Here is a 19,171-nt window from a genome sequence, read left to right as displayed (position 1 = left end):
CGCGACGTCCCTTCGGAGCCTGTCCATGATCAGATCAGCCTGTCTTGCTTCGGCCATTGCCGTCGCCGCGCTCGCCGCGTCGTCTCCCGCCGATGCCAAGGGCTGCATCAAGGGCGCCATTGTCGGCGGCGTGGCCGGCCACTATGCCGGCCATCACGGCATGCTCGGCGCTGCCGCCGGCTGCCTCTACGGCCGCCATCGCGCCAGGGAACAGGAGCGTCAGCAGCAGGGTCAGGGACGCCAGGCGCAACCGGAGAAGCTGTAGCCAACGTCGTCCAGCATCAGCGCGCGAGTTGATCGCGCGTTCCCGGAACGCGAGTTGATCGCGCGTTCCCGGAACGCGAGTTGATCGCGCGTTCCCGGAACGTCATCCGTTCGCACCGCGTTTTCCCCGGTGCGCAACGGAGACAATGAATGACGAAACCGCTGAGCAAGACCATCAAGCCCGTTCCCGAGGAGAACCAGAGCCGCAAGGGTTCCGGCAGCACGCCCGCCGTTCCGCTCGATACCACCAAGGGCCATCGCGACGACGAGAAGCACAACATCCGCGAACAGGCCGCGCACGGCAATCTGACGCAGAACACCAGCAACCGCAGGTCGGGATAGGCGTCGCCTCACGCGAAATATCGGAGGCCGTCATTGCGAGCCGAGCGACGTGTCCGCCGTAGCCTTGGCGAAGGCGGAAGCAATCCATGCCGCAACGTATGCGGAACGGTGGATCGCTCCGTCGCCTCAGCGCAAAATTGCTTTGCAATCTTGTCGCGAGCTCTTCGCAATGACCCACACCGATGATCCGGTTTAACATATCAAACAGCAGACGGATGCATGCTCGCATTCTCGCGGCGCGTATCGCGTCCGAGTCTTGCGTCGTCTTCCACCCTCATCGAATGGAGGGTGCAGGGAAAGCCGGGTGCCGATCGCACCCGTGGGCCCGGTGCAACAAAAAGCACCGGGGGTAGGACCACAGGTGTAACCGGGAACAACCCGGCTTTCCCTGCGCGATGGTTTACGGCTTACTTCGCGCTCTCCTCGGTGAGACCGGGCTTTGTTGCCACCGTCATCCCTGAGAAGCGCGAGCTTCTTAAGGACTTAACACCAGCCACTGGGGCGTCAGGACCACACGACTTCGCCATCCGCCTCGTGCGCACTCGTCTGTCGCGCACTCGGCGTCCACCGCATCTCACCGCAACACTCGTGACGATCGCGAAGCGCCCCTCGATCGGGTGAGACGGGCGGGATTGAACAATTGATTTGCCCGACGATGGAAGCGGAATATTTCTCGCGCGCGGACTGGACAGATCAACCGGGAACTGAACGAAAACTGAGTTGCCCGTCAGGCCCACCCGGCAGCGCGGCCAGTCGGCGCGCATCGAGATCGAAGCGGCGCTTGGGTGGATGATGTCGGGCGGCGCGAAATTCAGGATGGTCGGCGGACTGTCTGCTTCGGTGCGCGTTCCGGAACTCATGCTGGACATCGCGCGAGATCCGAAAGGTGATACTGTTCACGACGCTTCGCGAATTTGCGGGAGATGGTCGCATGACGGCACAGGACGACAAGAATGCCACCAGCCTGGTTCAGCGCGTCCTGAAAGACCCGGCAATTGGTGAGATCAGCTTTCAAATGGGCGACGTCAGCGTTTCGCCGACGATGTATCAGAAAGTTTCGCAGGAAATCGCGAATGGCAACATCATGGTGATCGTCCAGCCAGACGTCCTCAAGGCGAATGAAGCCGGCAAATATTTCCGGGAATTGAAGCTCGGCAATACCACCGTGTTCGACGTCCTTGTTTTGAGATTCCCCGACCTGGGAGATCGGAGCACGCCGATCAACGAACAATCGCATCGAATCGCAGCCATCGTCCATGAATGCACGCATGCTGGATTCAATGTCCTTAAAGTGCCGAACATGACAAACATCACGCATGAATCAGGCGCGTATATCGCGCAATCCATCTTTGTGATCGCCAAGATGTTCGCCGCGAGCGCGGGTCACCCCGAGCGGGTTCACCTGGATCGGGTCCGGATGACGGATCCAATAGAAAAGGCGGCGTGGGATGTCGCGGTCATGCTGCACGACGAGGCGGCCAGCGCCAACACGCCGGCAGCGCGCTACTACAAATCGCCTGATTATGCCGTCAAATATTGGCAGACTTTGAGCAAGGTTTTTACGGCAATAAGCGTCAGCGACGAATACAAGAAGATCGCCAAGGACAAGGTCAAGAACGTTGGCGTGGGCCGTGTCATCCAGCAAGGCGGGCATTGAGGCGTCGGTTGTGGTGGTTGGCCAAGCCTTTCGTCGGAAGCGAAATATTTCTCGCGTGCAGGCTGGACGGATCAACTGGGAGCTAAACAACTACTGAGTTGCCTGTCGGGCGCTTTGCTGTAGCGATGGCGATAGCAAGCACTGGGCGATCTGTCTGCGTGTCATTCCGGTCGCTGTGTGTGCGGCAAACCCGGAAACCATCGCCATCAGTCTTCGTCATCACCGAGAAGTTTCTGAACCTCGGTTTGATCTTCGCCAAAGGTTACGATCGACGAAGGCAGTCCAATGAGAACGAGCGGGCAGGGGTTGCCGACGCCCCGCTGAACGCGTTCCTGCAGCTTGCTCCAGTGTGTTGTCGCTGTGCCGAATTTGTCAGAAACAAATTGGTCGGTCCATGCGTCTCGAAACGGAATTGGGTTCCTATTGCGCGTGACGCGCCTCACGACGTCTCTGATCTGACGGCGGGTTGGATTGAGCCCGATACGCTCCATATCATCGTGAGAGTTTATGTTTCTTTCATCGGCAAAGCGTCGAACGAGGCTCGTAATTGAGGCCTGCAGGCTAGCGCCGCGTGTCACAATGATGCCGAGCGAAATGCCGCCGTCGGCATGGAGCCGCTTGAAGTTCTCAAGGTCGCGGTCAAAGAACGGGTCCTTGTTGTTCCACTCGATCTCAAGCGCGATAGTGCCGGCATCGAACGTCTTCACGTGGTCAATCTCATGCGACTGAGCCTCGCGCTCGACGCCATCGATGATCCGCTGTACAATGAAGTTGTGTTTGCGCCAGTCGTGGGTCGCCAAGGCGTTCCGGAGCCGCTGGGTGCCTTTGGTCTCGCCTCCGCCGGAGCCGATGATCTCCTCAATGGGAATCGTCGACGACAGCAGCACGCCCTCAAGCTGTTCGGCGACCTCAGGGAAATCGACACCCAGAATTGCCTCAGCATGCGAACGAAACTCGATCTCGAAGCCGCGCTCCTTCAAGCGATCAAACATTGACACCGCACCCCAACCCTCGCGCGAATAATTATCCACTATCCATCTTGAGAACGTAACGTGAACATGATATTCTGCGTTAGGGATACCGCGTATATCGATCATCATGCCTAACGTTTTGGAGTCGCCGATGCTTTCCGCCGGTCAGGATTTGCTGCGCTTTGCGGATGGTCGTCGGTTTTCGACGATTCTGGCTGATCCGCCGTGGCAATTCACTAACAAGACGGGGAAGGTCGCCCCCGAGCACAAGCGCCTGTCGCGCTACGGCACGATGAAACTGGACCAGATTAGTGCGCTTCCGATCGTCGAGATCGCGGCGCCCACGTCGCATCTATATCTCTGGTGCCCCAACGCGTTGCTCCCTGAAGGGCTCGCTGTAATGAAAGCGTGGGGCTTCAATTACAAGTCCAACATCGTCTGGCACAAGGTTCGCAAGGACGGCGGATCGGATGGAAGGGGCGTGGGATTCTATTTTCGAAATGTAACCGAGCTGATCTTGTTCGGGGTCCGCGGAAAGAATGCGCGCACGCTAGCGCCCGGCAGGCGGCAGGTGAACTTGCTCGCGACGAGGAAGCGTGAGCACTCGCGCAAGCCGGACGAGCAGTATGAGATCATCGAAGCGTGCTCGCCGGGGCCGTTTGTTGAACTGTTCGGTCGCGGTCCGCGGAAGGGGTGGACGACGTGGGGCGATCAAGCGGACGATTACAAACCAACGTGGAAGACGTACGCCAACCATTCGCAGGCGGGATTGGTTGCAGCGGAGTGATGTCGGTAATTTGAATCTTCGGGAGAGCCGCAAACGAGCAGAGTTGGCTCCGCCAACTCTGCTCGTTTGACTCTTATTGCGTATCTTGGAAACGCAAGGACATCTTTGGAACGAGCATCAAACTCTGATAAGCACCGGCCGAGCGTCCCATCACAACGGGGTCGCTGTTGCAGCCTTCGCGAAACTGCTCTACGGCTGCGTCGATCAGATCTTCGTCCTTGAACACGCTCGGTTTAGTCAATTCCCAATGGCCGTCTCGCTTGTGGACGAACAATGCAAGCGCAGAAATGATTGGGAAAATTAGACCATCGGCAATCGTGATTTCGTGGTTGGACTTTCGTTTCACTGCTTTAGTTTCTTTGCGAAGGCGCTTTCCCCTCCACGCAGAATGCGTGCGATACTCTTGATAGGCATGCCAAGCGTGGGGAGCCATGTCGACATAAAAGTTATACAACTCGACTAGTCTCTTATCCTGCTTGTCTTCATCCTTGTCTAATTCGTCATGTGATTTCTCGAAGTCGACCCGGCACTGAGCCTTGTTTTTGTAGGCTTTGAGCTTGCTCGAAACGAACTTGTCTTCGCCGACCAATTCAGGCGGCATCATCGCGGCGCAAAGCTGAATAACTCTCTCGGTATCAATTGTATCAATCGGGTCCGTATCCGACTTACGAAGCTTTGCATCTGGAAACACTCTGACAAAGCTTGTTTCGAGGTCGTCAAATTTTGCCCGTTTGCCTGCTTGTGCCAACTCCGACACCTTCGTGGCAGTATTACGAGCAATGGCAACCTCGGTCACGAAGTCGGGCTCTTCCGCAACGATGATTTCGGCGCGCACATAGAAGTCTTTGGCCGATTCGCCTCTTTCTTCACACTCTCTGAAGTACCGACCAATTTCGCCTTGCGACTGCGCTCCGTTGATTAGGCTGCTATTTCGCAGGCGAATTTCTTTCTTATCTTCATTTACGATGCACTCGCTAGCGCAAATCGTAAAGCCGCTGTTCAACACAATAAACTCATCGGGATTGTCGCGAATCGTTTCGCCGATGGCTTCATGAACCTTGTTGCGCTTTCCTGGCCGGAGCTCAGGAATGTACTGACGAAGGTTCTCGACAGTGTCGAGTTTCAAGATTTCCGGGGCGGGGATGTTGGCGAAGTAAGTCCGAGTGCCGTTCTTTTTCTCGTCGGGCGACGTGAGGTTACGGACGGACTCGAAAGCGAGCTGAACGATGCCAGCCGAGCTGGTAGCGGTCATGTTAGTCTCCATGTCTGCGGCCGTCCCGTTAACAGCGCCCGGCGTCTGCCGGAGCCGATGGACGAACCACGAGCAAAATGGGCAAACCACAACCGAAAGTCAAGGGCCTCTTTTGGATTGTGAGGCGACATCACCGCTTCTTCCACCCGCCCCGTTTCCCCGGCGCACCGCCGCTCGACCGCGGCGCCGGGCCGAACTCCGGCCCCGACTGCCGCGAGTCGGTCGGCTGGATGATCCGGCTGCTTCCGCCGAACGGCTTGGCCGGCAGGGCGCCGCCGGGGCGGTAGGGCAGGGATTCCGGGCCGTGCATCTCGTCGAGATGCGGCTTGTGGACTTTCGAGCCGGACTTGCCGCTGGCCTTCAAGGCTGTGGACACGGTTTTCTTCTTCATCGCGCTGACCGGCAGATTCGCGGCGTCGCCGTATTTCTTCACTCCGGCATAGGCGCCGGCCTTGCCCTGCACGCTGCGCTGCTTGGCGGTGGGGTCGTCGACCACGGCCATTTCGGTGGCGCGCAGGCGCTTGACCTCGTCGCGCAGTCTTGCGGCTTCCTCGAAGTTCAGATCGGCGGCGGCTTCGCGCATGCGGGTTTCGAGGTCGTTCAGCACAGCCTCGAAATTGTGGCCGATAGAGATGACATCATCGGCCATGCCGCCGTCGCCGATCTCGACCAGCACATGATCGCGCTCATAGACGGAGTTGAGGATGTCGCCGATCGATTTCTTCACGCTCTCCGGCGTGATGCCGTTGGCCTCGTTGTACTCGACCTGCTTCTCGCGGCGGCGCGTGGTCTCGGCCATCGCGCGCTCCATCGAGCCGGTCATCTGGTCGGCGTAGAGGATCACCTTGCCGTCGACATTGCGCGCGGCGCGGCCGATGGTCTGGATCAGCGAGGTCTCGCTGCGCAGGAAGCCTTCCTTGTCGGCGTCGAGGATCGCGACCAGCGCGCATTCGGGAATGTCGAGGCCCTCGCGCAGCAGGTTGATGCCGACCAGCGCGTCGAACGCGCCGAGGCGGAGATCGCGGATGATCTCGATGCGCTCGATGGTGTCGATATCGCTGTGCATGTAGCGGACGCGGATGCCCTGCTCATGGAGGTATTCGGTGAGGTCCTCGGCCATGCGCTTTGTGAGAACCGTGATCAGCGAGCGATAGCCGGCCATAGCCGTCGCGCGCACTTCGCCGACGAGATCGTCCACCTGCGTGCGGGCGGGCCGGATGTCGACCGGCGGGTCGATCAGCCCGGTCGGGCGGATCACCTGCTCGACGAACACGCCGCCGCTCTCGTTCAGCTCCCAGCCGCTCGGCGTCGCCGACACCGCCACCGTCTGCGGCCGCATCATGTCCCATTCCTCGAAGCGGAGCGGGCGGTTGTCCATGCAGGAGGGCAGGCGGAAGCCATATTCCGCGAGCGTCGCCTTGCGGCGGAAGTCGCCGCGGAACATGCCGCCGATCTGCGGCACGGTGACGTGGCTTTCGTCGGCGAACACCAGCGCGTTGTCGGGCACGTATTCGAACAGCGTCGGCGGCGGCTCGCCGGGGCGGCGCCCGGTGAGATAGCGCGAATAATTCTCGATGCCGGCGCAGCTTCCGGTCGCCTCCATCATCTCGAGATCGAAGGTGGTGCGCTGCTCCAGCCGCTGCGCTTCGAGCAGGCGGCCCTGGTCGTTGAGCTGGTCGAGGCGCAGCTTCAGCTCGCTCTTGATCGACTTGATCGCCTGCACCAGCGTCGGGCGCGGCGTCACATAGTGCGAATTGGCGTAGATCTTGATGAATTCGAGCTCGTCCTGCTTGTGGCCGGTGAGCGGATCGAACTCCTCGATATTTTCGACCGTGTCGCCGAACAGGTTCACGCGCCAGGCGCGGTCCTCATAGTGCGCGGGGAAAATGTCGATGACGTCGCCGCGCACGCGAAACGTGCCGCGGCTGAACTCGGCCTGCGTGCGCTTGTACTGCAGCGCGACGAGGTCGGCGATCAATTGCCGCTGGTCGATGCGCTCGCCCTTCTTCAGCGCGAAGGTCATCGCGGTGTAGGTCTCGACCGAGCCGATACCGTAGATGCAGGAGACGGAGGCGACGATGATGACGTCGTCGCGCTCGAGCAGCGCGCGCGTCGCCGAATGGCGCATGCGATCGATCTGCTCGTTGATCGAGGAGTCCTTCTCGATGTAGGTGTCGGTGCGCGGGACGTAGGCTTCCGGCTGGTAGTAGTCGTAGTAGGAGACGAAATACTCGACCGCGTTGTCGGGGAAGAAGTTCTTGAACTCGCCATAGAGCTGCGCGGCCAGCGTCTTGTTCGGCGCGAGGATCAGCGCCGGGCGCTGGGTCGCCTCGATCACCTTTGCCATCGTATAGGTCTTGCCGCTTCCGGTGACGCCGAGCAGAACTTGCGTGCGGTCGTTACGCTGGATGCCTTCGACCAGCTCGGCGATCGCGGTCGGCTGGTCGCCCTTCGGCTGATAGTCGGACTTGATCTCGAAGCGCACGCCGCCTTCGGACTTCTCCGGGCGCGGCGGCCGGTGCGGCGTCCACACCCGCATCGAGCCGTCGTCCTTGCGGAATTCCGGACGGCCGTCGCGGATCAGGTTTTCCAGCGCGTCGGCGGTCGCCTTGACGCCGAGCGCTTCCATCTTGCTGCGCGGCGGGCGGGCGAGCGCCTCGTCGTCGTCCTCGGCGGTCGGCAGGCCGAGCTGGCGTGCGATCTCGGGGTCGAGCATGGGAATCGTCGCCGAGGTGCCGTAATTGGCCTGCGGGGTTTCCTCGAGGCCGGCAGCGTCGCGCTTTGCGACGTCATTGCTGGCTCCGCGCGTCGAGGCGCGTGCGCGATGCGCGGCAGCCTCGCCGCCGGCACGACGATCCCAGGAATTGTCCGGCGGCGGCTGCAATCCCGTGCCGGACCCCATGCCGGCGTCGCCGCGGTTGATTGCGGGGTTCAGGAGCTCGGCAAGCGCCGGCCCGATGGGGAGAACCTCGGGCCGGTGTGCTTTGGATTTTGGGGATTTGCCGGGCTTTTTCGGAGCGTCTGATTTCTTCGCCATGCACCCGAATATGGGACGAGTCCGGCAGCGAGAAAAGGGCAAAGGACGTGTGGAGTCCGGCCCATTCCGCTGGCAGCAGATGTCAGTGGTCATGACATGCGGCGAGGCGGGAACCCGCCGCGCAACGACAACGTATCGACGATGGAGCGCGTTACGTCAGCGGCGTGTCGACGACGTCGAGATGGATCCCGCCGCAGCCGACACAACGCATGGTCCAATATTCGGCGGCGCGACCGGGAATGACGCGCAGCACCGCGAGTTCGGCTGCGCATTCGGGGCAGCTCGTTTTCACCTGCGCCGGCCATGGCGTGTTGAGCTCGCATTGCGGAATGGAGAAGACCATCGCGCTGCCGATCAGGCCGAACGTTTCACCGATGGCAGCATCATGCCATAGCGCTGCTGGAACTGGTCGATGACCGTCTTCGCGTCGGCGATCGCCGCATCCCGATCGGACCACGCAAAGCCGATGTCGAGCATTGGAAAAGCGATGCCATCGATGACGACCGGCTTTTGATCGGTACGTTGAATCCTGGCGTGCCATTGCCCTGTCCCTACCTCAATCGACTCGATTTCAAAACAGCCGTAGATCATCCGAGACTCCGCGATTTCCGCTTTTGTTGGCGTGAAGGAAACACGCCCTCCCGGGATCAGGTGTGAACGAGGTCACATCTCACGGTTAATTTGAGCAGCAGCCGAGCCGGGGGGCAGCGGCGGGGCCGCGACCGGGTCAGCGGGGGCCGCGACCGGGGTCAGCGGGAGCCGCGACCGGGGTCAGCGGCGGGCCGCAATATGGTCGGCCAGGACGGCGGCGTCATCGCCAACCCCCGAGAGAAACGAGGATTTCATCCGCGACAGCCATTGCAGGCCGAGGAAATAAAGGCCCGGAATGTCGGAGATGCCATGGCGGTGCCGGGGTGTCCCGCTCACATCCAGCACCGGAAGCTCGATCCAGCCGAAATCGAACCCGTAGCCGGTGGCCCAGATCACCGCGCCGATGCCCTCGGCGCGCAGGTCAAGCCGGCGCAGCGGCTCGGCAAGGCAGGGCGGATCGGGCCGTTGCGTGCGCGCCGCCGGCTCCTCCGGATAATCGAGGCCGCGCGCCCTGACGAAGTCGTCCACCATGGCGAGGAAGGTTGCGCAATAGGCGTCGCCCTGGGCGATGCTGTCGACAAGATCGGGTGCGATTGCGATCACGCCGTCGCCGGCAGACTGCACGCGGCCGAGCAGCGTCACGCCTTCGGCGGCATAGCGGCGAAAGTCGATGGTGTGGCCGCCATAGGCGCCCGAGATCACCGGCAGCAGGCGCGCCGGGCCGCGCTGCTCGACCGGGGTCCGGTCGATGCCCATCTCGGCCAGCCACCAGATCAGGTCGCGTCCGCGATAGCGGCGCGGCAGCCGGCTGTGGCGTCCGACCGAGAGAAAGACGCGGCGCCTGGCGCGCAGCAGCTCCTCGGTGATCTGGGCGCCGGAGGCACCGGCGCCGATCACCAGTACCGCGCCATCGGGCAGTTGCGCGGGATTCCTGTAACCGCTGGCGTGGACCTGAAAGAGATTGGCATGGTCGCGCAGCACGTCGGGCCGCAGCGGCCGCTGATAGGGGCCGGTCGCGACCACGACGTTCTTGGCCGCGATGCGGCCATCGCGGGTCTCGGCGATGAAGCCGCCGCCGCCATCGCTGCGCAGGCTCGTGACCTCGACGCCGCAGCGGATCGGCGGCGCGACGAACCCGGCATAGCGCTCGATGAACCTGATGATCGCAGCCGTGTTCGAGAAGCCGTCGGGATCATCGTGCGGAAAGGCAAAGTCGGGCAGCCGAACCGACCAGTTCGGAAACTGGAACATCAATCCGTCCCAGCGTTCGCTGCGCCAGCGCTCGGCGATACGGTGCCGCTCCAGCACGAGATGGTCGATGCCGCGCTGCTTCAGCCGATGGCTCATGGTGAGCCCGGCCTGGCCGCCGCCGATCACCAGCGTATCGACCGCTTCATCCGGCACGGCGCGCTCCCTTGCGCCGCGCGGCCGGCTCGGCCGCGGCGCGGATGATCCAGCGGCGGAACGCGGCAAAGTCGCGCTGCCCGGCGTGGAAGCCGCGATAGACCAGGTACCAGTGCATGCCCTTCGGCACGCTCAGCGCAAACGGCGCCACCAGCCGGCCGGCGGCGAGGTCGTCGTCGATATAGGGCCGGATGCCCATGGCGACGCCGAGCCCGTCGATGGCTGCCTGCAGGGCCTGGCCGTAGAACTGGAATTCCTGACCGCGCGCGCTGACCCGCGTGACGCCCGCGGCCTTCAGCCATGACGGCCAGTCGTCGGGCGAATGCGCGACGCGGATCAGGCTCGGCCCCCGCAGGTCGGCGGGGCGCTTGAAGGTGCCGGCGAGCCGCGCCGTGCACACCGGCAGCAGGTCGGCGGCGAACAGCGGTTCGGCGACGAAGCCCGGCCATTCGCCGCCGCCGAGCTTGACCCCGCAGGTCCAGTCGTCGCCGAACGGCGCCGCGGCGCCGCCGGTCGTGATCCGCACCTCGATGTCGGGCTCCTCCTTCCGGAAGTCGGCCAGCCGCGGGATCAGCCATTTCATCGCAAAGGTCGGGCCGACGCCGATGGTCAGCACGCGCACGCTTGCCGGCGCCGTGACCTGCGCGGTCAGGCTCGCCAGCGCGTCGAAGATCGGCGTCAGTCCGTTCTGATAGGCGCGGCCGGCCGCGGTGGTGACGAGGCGGTTGGCCTTGCGCTCGAACAGCACGACGCCGAGCCGCTCTTCCAGCAGATGGACCATCCGGCTGATCGCCGCGGCCGAGACGTTGAGCTCTTGCCCCGCGGCGGCAAAGCTGCCGGTCCGCGCCGCAGCCTCGAATGCCTTGATGCCGTTGAGAAAGAGCAGCCGCCGCACGGTCAACCCTCAGGAAAGCTGATGCAAGGGCAAGATAACTCAGTTTGCGCGCACCGTCCAAGCAAGACAGAAACGGAGTGTGCCGGGTTGCGATTCAATCCGTTCCGATATTCTTTATCTCGCCCCGACCCTCTCCTCGCGAAGAGCGGGCGAGGGAGAAGTCACCGTGCGCGTTTTCGACCGCAGTCCGGCTTAGGCAGGAGATCCTCGATGTCGCCGTTCCTGATCGCAGCGCTTGGCGTGTTGATGGTCGCGACGGCATTCCTGTCCGGACTGTTCGGCATGGCCGGCGGGCTGATTCTGATCGGCGTGCTGCTGGCGATCCTGCCGCTGCCGTCGGCGATGGTACTGCACGCGATCACGCAGATGGCTTCCAATGGCTGGCGTGCCTTCCTGTGGCGGGCGCATATCCGCTGGCGGCCGGTCGCAGTCTACCTGATCGGCTGCGCGCTGGCGCTCGCGCTGTGGTCGGTCACCCGCTATGTGCCGGACAAGCCGATCGCGCTGCTCCTGCTCGGCGTCACGCCGTTCATGGCGCGGCTGGTGCCGAAGGGCATCAAGCCGAACCCGGACAGCGTCTGGCAGGGCGCGTTCTACGGCACGGTCTGCATGGGATTGATGCTGATGACCGGCGTCGCGGGCCCCCTGATGGACACCTTCTTCCTCGGCGGCAATTTCGGCCGGCGCGAGACGGTGGCGACCAAGGCGACCTGCCAGGTCGCGAGCCATTTCACCAAGCTGATCTATTTCGGCGGCATCATCGACCAGGCGGCTTCGCTCGACCCGGTGCTGGCGGCGGTCGCAGTCGCGGCCTCGATGCTCGGCACCTCGCTGGCGCGGAGGATTCTGGAAGCGATGAGCGACCAGCAGTTCCGCACCTGGGCCAACCGGCTGATCACGACGGTCGCGAGCTATTACATCCTCTATGGCGGCTGGCTGATGTTCGCGCGCAACAGCGCGCTCGCGCATTAACGCATGAAGGGAGATCGTATGACGGAAACGACCGACGCATTGGTGCTCGATCTCGTCGAATGGATCGCGCGCGAGCCGCGGCCCTATGCCGAGGTGATCGAGACCTGGCGCACCTCGTGCCCGCGCCTGACGATATGGGAGGACGCCGTCGACCGTGGCTATGTCGTGCGCCGTCCCTCGGTCGAGGGCCTGCGGGTGACCGTAACCGAAGACGGCAGGACGTTTTTGCGAGCGCATGGCCGCATGCATTGATGCGCGGGGGCAGGAGCGGGGGCGCAACTACCGCCCCGGCTGCGCCAGCCGCGGCTTGATGATCTCGACCATGCGGTCGGCCGAAGTGCCGGGCGGGAAGAAGCCGAGATAACTGCCATCGCGATCCATCAGATAGATGTAGGCGGTGTGATCCACCGTGTAGTCGCTCCCGTCCTTGAGCGGCACGCGCGCGTAGTAGACCTTGTAGGCGTCGGCCACCTTTCGGATCGCCTCCGCGCTGCCGGTCAGGCCGATCAGACGCGGGTGGAACAGCGCCACATAGTCGGCGAGATGTGCTGCGGTGTCGCGTTCGGGATCGACGGTGATGAAGATCGGCTGCACGCGGTCGGCGTCGCCGCCGAGCTTGTCGAGCGCAAGCGCGATCGCCTGCAGGTCGGTCGGGCAGATGTCGGGGCAATAGGTGAAGCCGAAATAGACCAGCATCAGCTTGCCGCGAAAGTCGCCGTCGGCGCGGACCCGCCCGGCCTGGTCGGTAAGTGCGAAGGGTCCGCCGATAGGCTCCCGATTCCACATCAGGATGTCCATGATCTCGGCGGCCGAGCGGCCCGACTGCGCCGGTGCCTCGCCCCCATGCGCAGACGCCAGCGCCAGCCACAGGCCGGCGAGCGCGATCGCGATCGCGCGGGCGATCATATGCCGAAGGAGAGGCGGCTGCCGGTGGTCGTGACGAGCACCTTGTCGCCCATCTGCGCGGCCGCCTCCTGCACGAAATTGAGCCCGCTGCAATGCATCGGGACCACCACGTCGGGATCGAGCTTCTTGATCTCGGCGACCACCTCGGTGAGGTAGTCCTTCGGCGCCGGGCCGAGATGGAAGCCGCCGACGATCGCGTGCACCTTCTGGATGCCCGAGACCTCCTGCGCCTGCTTCACCGAATTGACGATGCCGACATGGCCGCAGGACGAGATCACGACGAGACCGAAATCCTTCACGTTGAAACAGGTCGCATGCTCGTGGATATGCTCGTCGGGCACGATCTTGCCCTCCATCTCGGCCGGCAGATAGTGGCTCGCGTTGCAGCCGAGCCCGTCCTTCATGCTGAACTCGACCCAGGTCTGCGGCAGCACGCGCTCCATGCCGCGGCGCGCGATCTTGCCGGTGGTGAAGGCGTGGCCGGCGATCACGGTCGGCGTCTCGCACAGCACCGTCGTCACCTTGCGCGCGGCGAGGTCGCGGCGGTCGAGCGTGCCGAAATCGGCGAACTGGCCCTTGGTCGGCGTCGCGCTGAGGCGATGGCAGAAATTGTCCTCGCCGCCGGCATAGAGCTTGAGATCGGCCGGCAGCTTGTCGCGAAACTTGTCGAGGAAGCCGTTGAGGCCGCCGAAATGATCGTAATGCCCATGGCTCACGATCAGCGCGTCGAGCTTCGACGGATCGACGCCGACCAGCGCCATGTTGTTGAGCAAGACCTCGGGCGTATAGCCATAGTCCAGCATCATGGCGCGCTGAGCGCCGCCGCCCTGCGACTCCAGCCATAGCGAGAGGCCCCATTCATTGTGCAGCGACTTCTGGTAATCGGCGCTGCGCGGCGGCGGCGCGATCGAGACGCCGCCCGCCTGCTTCGGCTTGAAGAACAGGTCGAAGCTGGAATCGACGAGGACGCGGATCGAGAGCTTGTCGACGGTAGGCACCTCGATGGGCGCGGCGCTCGCAATCTCGACACAGGAAAACGCGCCTGCCGCAGCGGCGCCCGCGAGCGCCGCCGAACCTTTCAGGAAATCACGCCGAGCCAGGTCTCTGGTCATTTGAAATCTCCCCGCGTTGAAAATGTCTTGGTAAGTCCGTGATGAGCAGCCTAGGAGCAATCGGGCTGCGGCTCAATGTGGCGATTGCGTGGCCCGCAGATCACATTCGCGCGCAGTGCAATACGCCCGCCATTGACTCGCCCGGGGCTTTGCTCCCAAATCCATGCAATCGCATCTTTCCCCGCAGCCCAGGATCGTACCCATGATCGACCTCCATTACTGGACCACCCCGAACGGTCACAAAATCACGATGTTCCTGGAAGAGGCCGGGCTGGAGTACCGGATTTTTCCGGTCAACATCGGCAAGGGCGAACAGTTCAAGCCGGAGTTCTTGCAGATCGCGCCGAACAATCGCATTCCGGCGATATCGGATCATGCACCGAAGGGCGGCGGCAAGCCGTTACAGATTTTCGAGTCGGGCGCGATCCTGCTCTATCTCGCCGAGAAGACTGGCAAGTTCCTGCCTGATGATCTCTACGGTCGCTACGATGCGATCCAGTGGACGTTCTGGCAGATGGGCGGGCTCGGGCCGATGGCCGGGCAGAACCATCACTTCCGGAACTACGCAGTGGAAAAGCTGCCTTACGCGATCGACCGCTACGTCAACGAGACCAACCGCCTCTATGGCGTGCTGAACAAGCGCCTCGCCGATCGCGAATTCATCGCGGGCGACTATTCGATCGCCGACATGGCGAGCTATCCCTGGGTCGTGCCCTACAAGAACCAGGGCCAGAACATCGACGACTTCCCGCATCTGAAGCGCTGGCTGGAAACGATCGGAAAGCGGCCGGCAACCGAGCGTGCCTATGCCAAGGCAAAGGAGGTCAACCCGAATTTCGGCCAGCCCGCGATCCGCACCGAGGAAGAGCGCAAGCTGTTGTTCGGCCAGACGGCGGCCGTGGTGCGATAGGGTAAGCGGTTCTTCCATCGTCATTGCGAGACGCGAAGCGACGAAGCAGTCCACGGCCGCACACGCGGACATATGGATTGCTTCGCTGTCGCTCGCAACGACGGTTACCGAGATTTGCGCATCAGCGCGCCGCGCTCGCGCAGCAGCGCCAGTACTGCACTCAAGTCCGGCAGCACCGCCGCGCATTTCGCGCGGGTCTCCTCCGTCGGTGGCGACAGATCCGGCACCATCAGCGTGATCGTGCCGGCGGCGTGGGCCGCGGCGACGCCGTGGTTGGAATCTTCCACGGCGACGCAAGTCCGCGCGGTCACCCCTAAGGATGATGCAGCCTTCAGATAAAGCTCCGGGTCCGGCTTGCCGTGCGTGACGTCGTCGAGCGTCAGCAGCGTGTCGAAGCGGCCACGGATTCCGGCAAGCGTCAGGTTGCGTTCGGCCGAGCGGCGCGATGAAGAGGTCACGATCGCCATCGGGCAATCGGCGGCGGCAAGGCCGTCGAGCAATTCCAGTGCACCAGTCTTGAGCGGAAGGCCCGCGCGAATCATGGCGTCGCGATTGTCGAGGAACACCTGGTTGATTGCGGCGAGCGGAAACGCCGCGCCGTAGCGATCGAGCAGCAGGGCCTCGCAGGCAGGTCCGGGAAGGCCGACCATGGAATTGCAAAGCGAAACGACGTCGTCGGTGTAACCGTGGGCGTTCAGCGCCGCAACGAGGCTGTCAAAATAGACCTTCTCAGTGTCGATCAGCGTGCCGTCCATGTCGAGCAGGACGGCGTGGACAGCCCATCGCGCGCTCACGTGACACGCGCCTTTGCGTGCTGTTGCGCGAGCCTGCCCAGACAGGTCGGGCACAGACATTCGCCGCCATCGGTCGGCATCGGCACGCGAAAGTTTTCGTCGAAGCACCAGCACGGTCCCGAGGGCGTGCAGCCGAATTCCGTGCCGCAATTTGCGCATGCGAGGCGGCGCGAGGATGGGCTTTCCGGGCGATCTGTCATGACAAGCGGCGCATTCTGACCGGGAATTAGTCCTGAATTAATCTCGGGTTCATCGGGAAACGCGTTATGATGATGGGATATAGCCGGGATACGGCGCCAAGGGAAATTCTCGAGGGACTTTCGGATGGCCCGCGATTCACAAGCCGCGCTGGTTGCCCTCAATCGGTTCGGATTTGGCGCCCGCGGCGGCGCGTCCGGCGACTTCATCAATGCAGCCTCCGATCCGCGCGGTTTCGTCAGGTCGGAACTGGCGCGTCCGAACGGCGCGCTGCTCGAGGTGCCGGGCCTGCTCTCGACGGCGGCGCTGGGCAGGCAGGTGTTCGACTATCAGGACGAGATCCGACAGGCACGCGAGGCCGCGAAAGCGGCGCAGCCTGCCGCGACCGAGACGCCAGCCCAGCCATCCCCGGACGCGCGGCAGCCACGTCGCAGCAACCTGTCGCTCTCCACGATCGCCAAGGAGATCACGGCGAAGGATCCGGCGATGCAGGCGGCCGATAACGCCGGCTCGGCGATGACGTCGCCCGGGGCGACGCCGCCATCGGTCAATCCGCCAAAGCCGCAACCGCAGCCGCTCAACATCATCCAGAAGACCTTTCGTGCCGAGGCGCTGGCGCGGCTGCAGCGCGGCGTGGTCGCCGATTGCGGCTTTCTCGAACGGCTCGTGGTGTTCTGGTCCAACCATTTCTGCATTTCGGCCAACAAGGGCGCGCTGGCGCGGATGTGGGCCGGCTCGTTCGAACGGGAAGCGATCCGTCCGCACGTACTCGGCCGCTTCGCCGACATGTTGCAGGCGGTCGAGCAGCATCCCGCGATGCTGTTCTTCCTCGACAACCAGCAGTCGCTGGGTCCGGAGTCCCGCGCCGGCATCAACCGCAATCGCGGCCTGAACGAAAACCTGGCGCGCGAGATCATGGAACTGCATACGCTCGGCGTCGGCGGGGGCTACACCCAGGACGACGTGACGTCGCTCGCTCGCGTCATTACAGGCTGGACCTATGCCGGCCGGCAAGGCCAGCTCGGCACGCCCGGCACCTTCGTGTTCAATGCCAATGCGCACCAGCCCGGCGCGCAGAAAGTGCTTGGCAAGGTCTACGAGCCCAATGGCGTGGCGCAGGGCGAGGCTGTTCTCGCCGACATCGCGCGGCATCCCTCGACGGCAAAGTTCATCGCCGCCAAGTTCGCCCGCCACTTTGTCGCCGACGATCCGCCGCCCGCGCTGGTGGCGAAGCTCACGGACGTCTTCACGAAGAGCGACGGCGACCTCAAGGCGCTCGCCAATGCGCTGGTGGATTCCGACGACGCGTGGCGGGCGCCACTTGCAAAAATGCGCTCGCCTTACGAATTTCTCGTTGCAACGGGCCGTCTGCTGGCGCGCAATCCGGAGGAGCCGGGCCGCTATCTCAATGGCCTCAATGTGCTCGGCCAGCCCTTGTGGTCGCCGGCCGGGCCGAACGGATTTCCCGATACCAACGCGGCCTGGGCCTCGCCCGAAGGCATCAAACTGCGGCTCGATATCTCGGCGCAGATTGCTTCCATGCTCGCCGACCGGCTCGATCCGCGCGACCTGCTCGAACTCGTCGCGGCGGATGCGGCGTCGACGGAAACGCGGCGCACGATCGAACGCGCGGAATCCCGCCAGCAGGCTCTGGCGCTCTTGTTGATGTCGCCGGAATTCCAGAGGAGGTGACGATGGAGTGCTGTGAGAGCTTGATGGCGCAGGCGACATCACGGCGCGCGTTGCTGCTTGGCGGCGCTTGCTTTGCGGCGTGGGCTTACCTGCCGAAATTCGCGCGCGCCGGTGACGCCCGCGATCCCCGGCTCGTCGTCGTGATCCTGCGCGGCGCGCTCGATGGGCTCGCAACCGTCGCGCCGATCGGCGATCCCGACTATGCCGCGCTCCACGGTTCGATCGCGCTAAGGACTGACGGGCCGAATGCGGCCGTGATGCTCGACCCGTTCTTCGGCCTGCATCCGGCGATGCCCGCCTTCGCGCGGATGTATCGCGCCAAGCAGGCGGCGGTGATCCATGCGGTTGCGACCTCCTATCGCGACCGTTCGCATTTCGATGGCCAGGACGTGCTGGAAAGCGGCTTGGCCGGTCCCGGTCGCGTGCAGTCCGGCTGGCTCAACCGCGCGCTCGAGGTGCTGCCGAAGGGTGAGCGTGTCATGAACGCGCTCGCGGTCGGCCCGACCACACCGCTGGTGTTGCGCGGGGCCGCGCCGACTGTCGGCTGGGCGCCGGTAGCGCTGCCGCAGGCCGCCGACGACACCGCGATGCGCCTCATCGATCTCTATCAGCATCGCGATCCCGCGCTTGCGAGTGCGCTGACGCAAGGCCTGCAGCTCGACAAGGCCGCGCTGACTGACGACATGAAGCCGAAGCCCGGCACCGGCGGCGCGGCCGCGATGCGGCTGGTGGCGCGCGGTGCGGCAAAACTGATGGCAGCCGACGACGGCCCGCGCATCGGCGCGCTCGCCTTCGACGGCTGGGACACCCATGCCAATGAAGGCGGGCCGGTCGGCCGCCTCGCGCAATTGCTCAGTGGCCTCGACGGGGCGCTCGCGGAGTTCGAGAGCAGTCTCGGCGATCGCTGGCGCGACACCGCGATCGTCGTCGCCACCGAATTCGGCCGCACCGCGCGCATCAACGGCACCGAAGGCACCGATCATGGCACCGGCACCATCGCTCTACTCGCCGGCGGAGCCGTAAAGGGCGGCCGTGTGCTGTCGGATTGGCCGGGCCTCAAGCCCGCCAATCTCTACCAGGGCCGCGACCTCGCCCCGACCACGGACCTGCGCGCCGTGATGAAGGGCGTGCTGCGCGACCAGTTCGGACTGGCCGAGCGCGTCTTGGCGGAAACGGTGTTTCCGGACAGTGGGCCGGTGAAGCCAATGAAAGGATTGGTCGCGTGACCTCTCGCCGCTGGAGGTCCTACTGAATGCACGGCTCGTGGATAGAGCCCCTCACCCCAACCCTCTCCCCGTGAAGGACGGGGAGAGTGTCGCTTGCTGTTTCGCCGAGACAAGTGTTGCTTTTCCAACCTCTCCCCGCTCTTTTGCGGGGAGAGGTCGGA

General features: G+C 63.6%; 19 protein-coding genes. 9 read left to right on the top strand and 10 right to left on the bottom strand.

Going from position 1 to position 19,171, the window contains the following annotated elements:
* Positions 1-28: 28 nt before the first annotated feature.
* The 3 genes from JQ553_RS32970 (at position 29) to JQ553_RS32960 (ending at position 2,263) form a co-directional block, all read left to right on the top strand.
* Positions 29-265, top strand: coding sequence for a hypothetical protein (locus JQ553_RS32970; protein ID WP_409363112.1), 237 nt, complete (start codon positions 29-31; stop codon positions 263-265).
* 149 nt (positions 266-414) lie between these two features.
* Entirely contained in the window at positions 415-606 is a 192-nt protein-coding gene (locus JQ553_RS32965) for a hypothetical protein (protein ID WP_212504254.1), read from the top strand.
* Positions 607-1,537: 931 nt separating this feature from the next.
* Positions 1,538-2,263 carry a hypothetical protein gene (locus JQ553_RS32960; protein WP_212504253.1) on the top strand — a complete coding sequence of 242 codons (726 nt, stop codon included), beginning with the start codon at positions 1,538-1,540 and terminating at the stop codon, positions 2,261-2,263.
* Positions 2,264-2,469: 206 nt separating this feature from the next.
* On the opposite strand, the gene JQ553_RS32955 is transcribed toward JQ553_RS32960, so the two are convergent.
* On the bottom strand, positions 2,470-3,255 hold the full coding sequence (locus tag JQ553_RS32955) for a BglII/BstYI family type II restriction endonuclease (RefSeq protein WP_212504252.1): 786 nt from the start codon (positions 3,253-3,255) through the stop codon (positions 2,470-2,472).
* 130 nt (positions 3,256-3,385) lie between these two features.
* Here JQ553_RS32955 and JQ553_RS32950 point away from each other — a divergent pair, with 130 nt between their 5' ends.
* Positions 3,386-4,021 carry an MT-A70 family methyltransferase gene (locus JQ553_RS32950; protein ID WP_212504251.1) on the top strand — a complete coding sequence of 212 codons (636 nt, stop codon included), beginning with the start codon at positions 3,386-3,388 and terminating at the stop codon, positions 4,019-4,021.
* A 73-nt stretch (positions 4,022-4,094) separates the two neighbouring features.
* Here JQ553_RS32950 and JQ553_RS32945 read toward each other — a convergent pair whose 3' ends face one another.
* The 6 genes from JQ553_RS32945 to JQ553_RS32920 form a co-directional block, all read right to left on the bottom strand.
* Positions 4,095-5,273, bottom strand: coding sequence for an AIPR family protein (locus tag JQ553_RS32945; RefSeq protein WP_212504250.1), 1,179 nt, complete (start codon positions 5,271-5,273; stop codon positions 4,095-4,097).
* A gap of 130 nt (positions 5,274-5,403) precedes the next feature.
* On the bottom strand, positions 5,404-8,310 hold the full coding sequence (gene uvrB, locus JQ553_RS32940) for an excinuclease ABC subunit UvrB (protein ID WP_212504249.1): 2,907 nt from the start codon (positions 8,308-8,310) through the stop codon (positions 5,404-5,406).
* Positions 8,311-8,461: 151 nt separating this feature from the next.
* Positions 8,462-8,653, bottom strand: a complete 192-nt coding sequence (locus tag JQ553_RS32935; protein ID WP_212504248.1) for a hypothetical protein — start codon at positions 8,651-8,653, stop codon at positions 8,462-8,464.
* A gap of 11 nt (positions 8,654-8,664) precedes the next feature.
* A complete protein-coding gene (locus JQ553_RS32930; RefSeq protein ID WP_212504247.1) occupies positions 8,665-8,901 on the bottom strand; it encodes a hypothetical protein in 237 nt (78 codons plus the stop codon).
* A gap of 180 nt (positions 8,902-9,081) precedes the next feature.
* On the bottom strand, positions 9,082-10,305 hold the full coding sequence (locus JQ553_RS32925; protein ID WP_212504246.1) for an NAD(P)-binding domain-containing protein: 1,224 nt from the start codon (positions 10,303-10,305) through the stop codon (positions 9,082-9,084).
* A complete protein-coding gene (locus JQ553_RS32920) occupies positions 10,295-11,200 on the bottom strand; it encodes a LysR substrate-binding domain-containing protein (protein ID WP_212504245.1) in 906 nt (301 codons plus the stop codon). The genes JQ553_RS32925 and JQ553_RS32920 overlap by 11 nt, the downstream gene beginning before the upstream one ends.
* Positions 11,201-11,410: 210 nt before the next feature.
* Here JQ553_RS32920 and JQ553_RS32915 point away from each other — a divergent pair, with 210 nt between their 5' ends.
* Both JQ553_RS32915 and JQ553_RS32910 read left to right on the top strand, forming a co-directional pair.
* Entirely contained in the window at positions 11,411-12,172 is a 762-nt protein-coding gene (locus JQ553_RS32915; RefSeq protein WP_212504244.1) for a sulfite exporter TauE/SafE family protein, read from the top strand.
* An 18-nt stretch (positions 12,173-12,190) separates the two neighbouring features.
* On the top strand, positions 12,191-12,424 hold the full coding sequence (locus JQ553_RS32910; RefSeq protein ID WP_212504243.1) for a hypothetical protein: 234 nt from the start codon (positions 12,191-12,193) through the stop codon (positions 12,422-12,424).
* A gap of 27 nt (positions 12,425-12,451) precedes the next feature.
* Here the strand turns inward: JQ553_RS32910 and JQ553_RS32905 are convergent, their stop codons facing one another.
* Both JQ553_RS32905 and JQ553_RS32900 read right to left on the bottom strand, forming a co-directional pair.
* Positions 12,452-13,078, bottom strand: coding sequence for an SCO family protein (locus tag JQ553_RS32905; protein ID WP_212504242.1), 627 nt, complete (start codon positions 13,076-13,078; stop codon positions 12,452-12,454).
* Entirely contained in the window at positions 13,075-14,190 is a 1,116-nt protein-coding gene (locus JQ553_RS32900) for an MBL fold metallo-hydrolase (RefSeq protein WP_212504241.1), read from the bottom strand. Before JQ553_RS32900 ends, JQ553_RS32905 begins: the two co-directional genes overlap by 4 nt.
* A 202-nt stretch (positions 14,191-14,392) precedes the next feature.
* Here JQ553_RS32900 and JQ553_RS32895 point away from each other — a divergent pair, with 202 nt between their 5' ends.
* Positions 14,393-15,100 (top strand): glutathione binding-like protein, encoded by a 708-nt coding sequence (locus tag JQ553_RS32895; protein WP_212504240.1) that lies wholly within the window; start codon positions 14,393-14,395, stop codon positions 15,098-15,100.
* A gap of 104 nt (positions 15,101-15,204) precedes the next feature.
* Here JQ553_RS32895 and JQ553_RS32890 read toward each other — a convergent pair whose 3' ends face one another.
* Positions 15,205-15,894 carry an HAD family phosphatase gene (locus JQ553_RS32890; RefSeq protein ID WP_312015224.1) on the bottom strand — a complete coding sequence of 230 codons (690 nt, stop codon included), beginning with the start codon at positions 15,892-15,894 and terminating at the stop codon, positions 15,205-15,207.
* 324 nt (positions 15,895-16,218) lie between these two features.
* Here JQ553_RS32890 and JQ553_RS32885 point away from each other — a divergent pair, with 324 nt between their 5' ends.
* Together JQ553_RS32885 and JQ553_RS32880 are read left to right on the top strand one after the other, a co-directional pair.
* Positions 16,219-17,784, top strand: a complete 1,566-nt coding sequence (locus JQ553_RS32885) for a DUF1800 domain-containing protein (protein ID WP_212504238.1) — start codon at positions 16,219-16,221, stop codon at positions 17,782-17,784.
* Positions 17,785-17,807: 23 nt separating this feature from the next.
* On the top strand, positions 17,808-19,010 hold the full coding sequence (locus tag JQ553_RS32880; protein WP_409363110.1) for a DUF1501 domain-containing protein: 1,203 nt from the start codon (positions 17,808-17,810) through the stop codon (positions 19,008-19,010).
* Positions 19,011-19,171 lie beyond the last annotated feature (161 nt).

It is taken from the genome of Bradyrhizobium lablabi (genome assembly GCF_018131005.1).
Classification (GTDB): domain Bacteria; phylum Pseudomonadota; class Alphaproteobacteria; order Rhizobiales; family Xanthobacteraceae; genus Bradyrhizobium; species Bradyrhizobium lablabi_D.
This window is presented reverse-complemented; position numbering and strand designations above follow the sequence as displayed.

Coding starts and splice junctions, on each gene's coding strand:
- JQ553_RS32905 (WP_212504242.1), bottom strand. CDS start 13,078: ATGATCGCCCGCGCGATCGCGATCGCGCTCGCCGGCCTGTGGCTGGCG.
- JQ553_RS32880 (WP_409363110.1), top strand. CDS start 17,808: ATGGCGCAGGCGACATCACGGCGCGCGTTGCTGCTTGGCGGCGCTTGC.
- JQ553_RS32895 (WP_212504240.1), top strand. CDS start 14,393: ATGATCGACCTCCATTACTGGACCACCCCGAACGGTCACAAAATCACG.
- JQ553_RS32965 (WP_212504254.1), top strand. CDS start 415: ATGACGAAACCGCTGAGCAAGACCATCAAGCCCGTTCCCGAGGAGAAC.
- JQ553_RS32915 (WP_212504244.1), top strand. CDS start 11,411: ATGTCGCCGTTCCTGATCGCAGCGCTTGGCGTGTTGATGGTCGCGACG.
- JQ553_RS32960 (WP_212504253.1), top strand. CDS start 1,538: ATGACGGCACAGGACGACAAGAATGCCACCAGCCTGGTTCAGCGCGTC.
- JQ553_RS32885 (WP_212504238.1), top strand. CDS start 16,219: ATGGCCCGCGATTCACAAGCCGCGCTGGTTGCCCTCAATCGGTTCGGA.
- JQ553_RS32930 (WP_212504247.1), bottom strand. CDS start 8,901: ATGATCTACGGCTGTTTTGAAATCGAGTCGATTGAGGTAGGGACAGGG.
- JQ553_RS32945 (WP_212504250.1), bottom strand. CDS start 5,273: ATGACCGCTACCAGCTCGGCTGGCATCGTTCAGCTCGCTTTCGAGTCC.
- JQ553_RS32900 (WP_212504241.1), bottom strand. CDS start 14,190: ATGACCAGAGACCTGGCTCGGCGTGATTTCCTGAAAGGTTCGGCGGCG.
- JQ553_RS32910 (WP_212504243.1), top strand. CDS start 12,191: ATGACGGAAACGACCGACGCATTGGTGCTCGATCTCGTCGAATGGATC.
- uvrB (WP_212504249.1), bottom strand. CDS start 8,310: ATGGCGAAGAAATCAGACGCTCCGAAAAAGCCCGGCAAATCCCCAAAA.
- JQ553_RS32955 (WP_212504252.1), bottom strand. CDS start 3,255: ATGTTTGATCGCTTGAAGGAGCGCGGCTTCGAGATCGAGTTTCGTTCG.
- JQ553_RS32950 (WP_212504251.1), top strand. CDS start 3,386: ATGCTTTCCGCCGGTCAGGATTTGCTGCGCTTTGCGGATGGTCGTCGG.
- JQ553_RS32935 (WP_212504248.1), bottom strand. CDS start 8,653: ATGGTCTTCTCCATTCCGCAATGCGAGCTCAACACGCCATGGCCGGCG.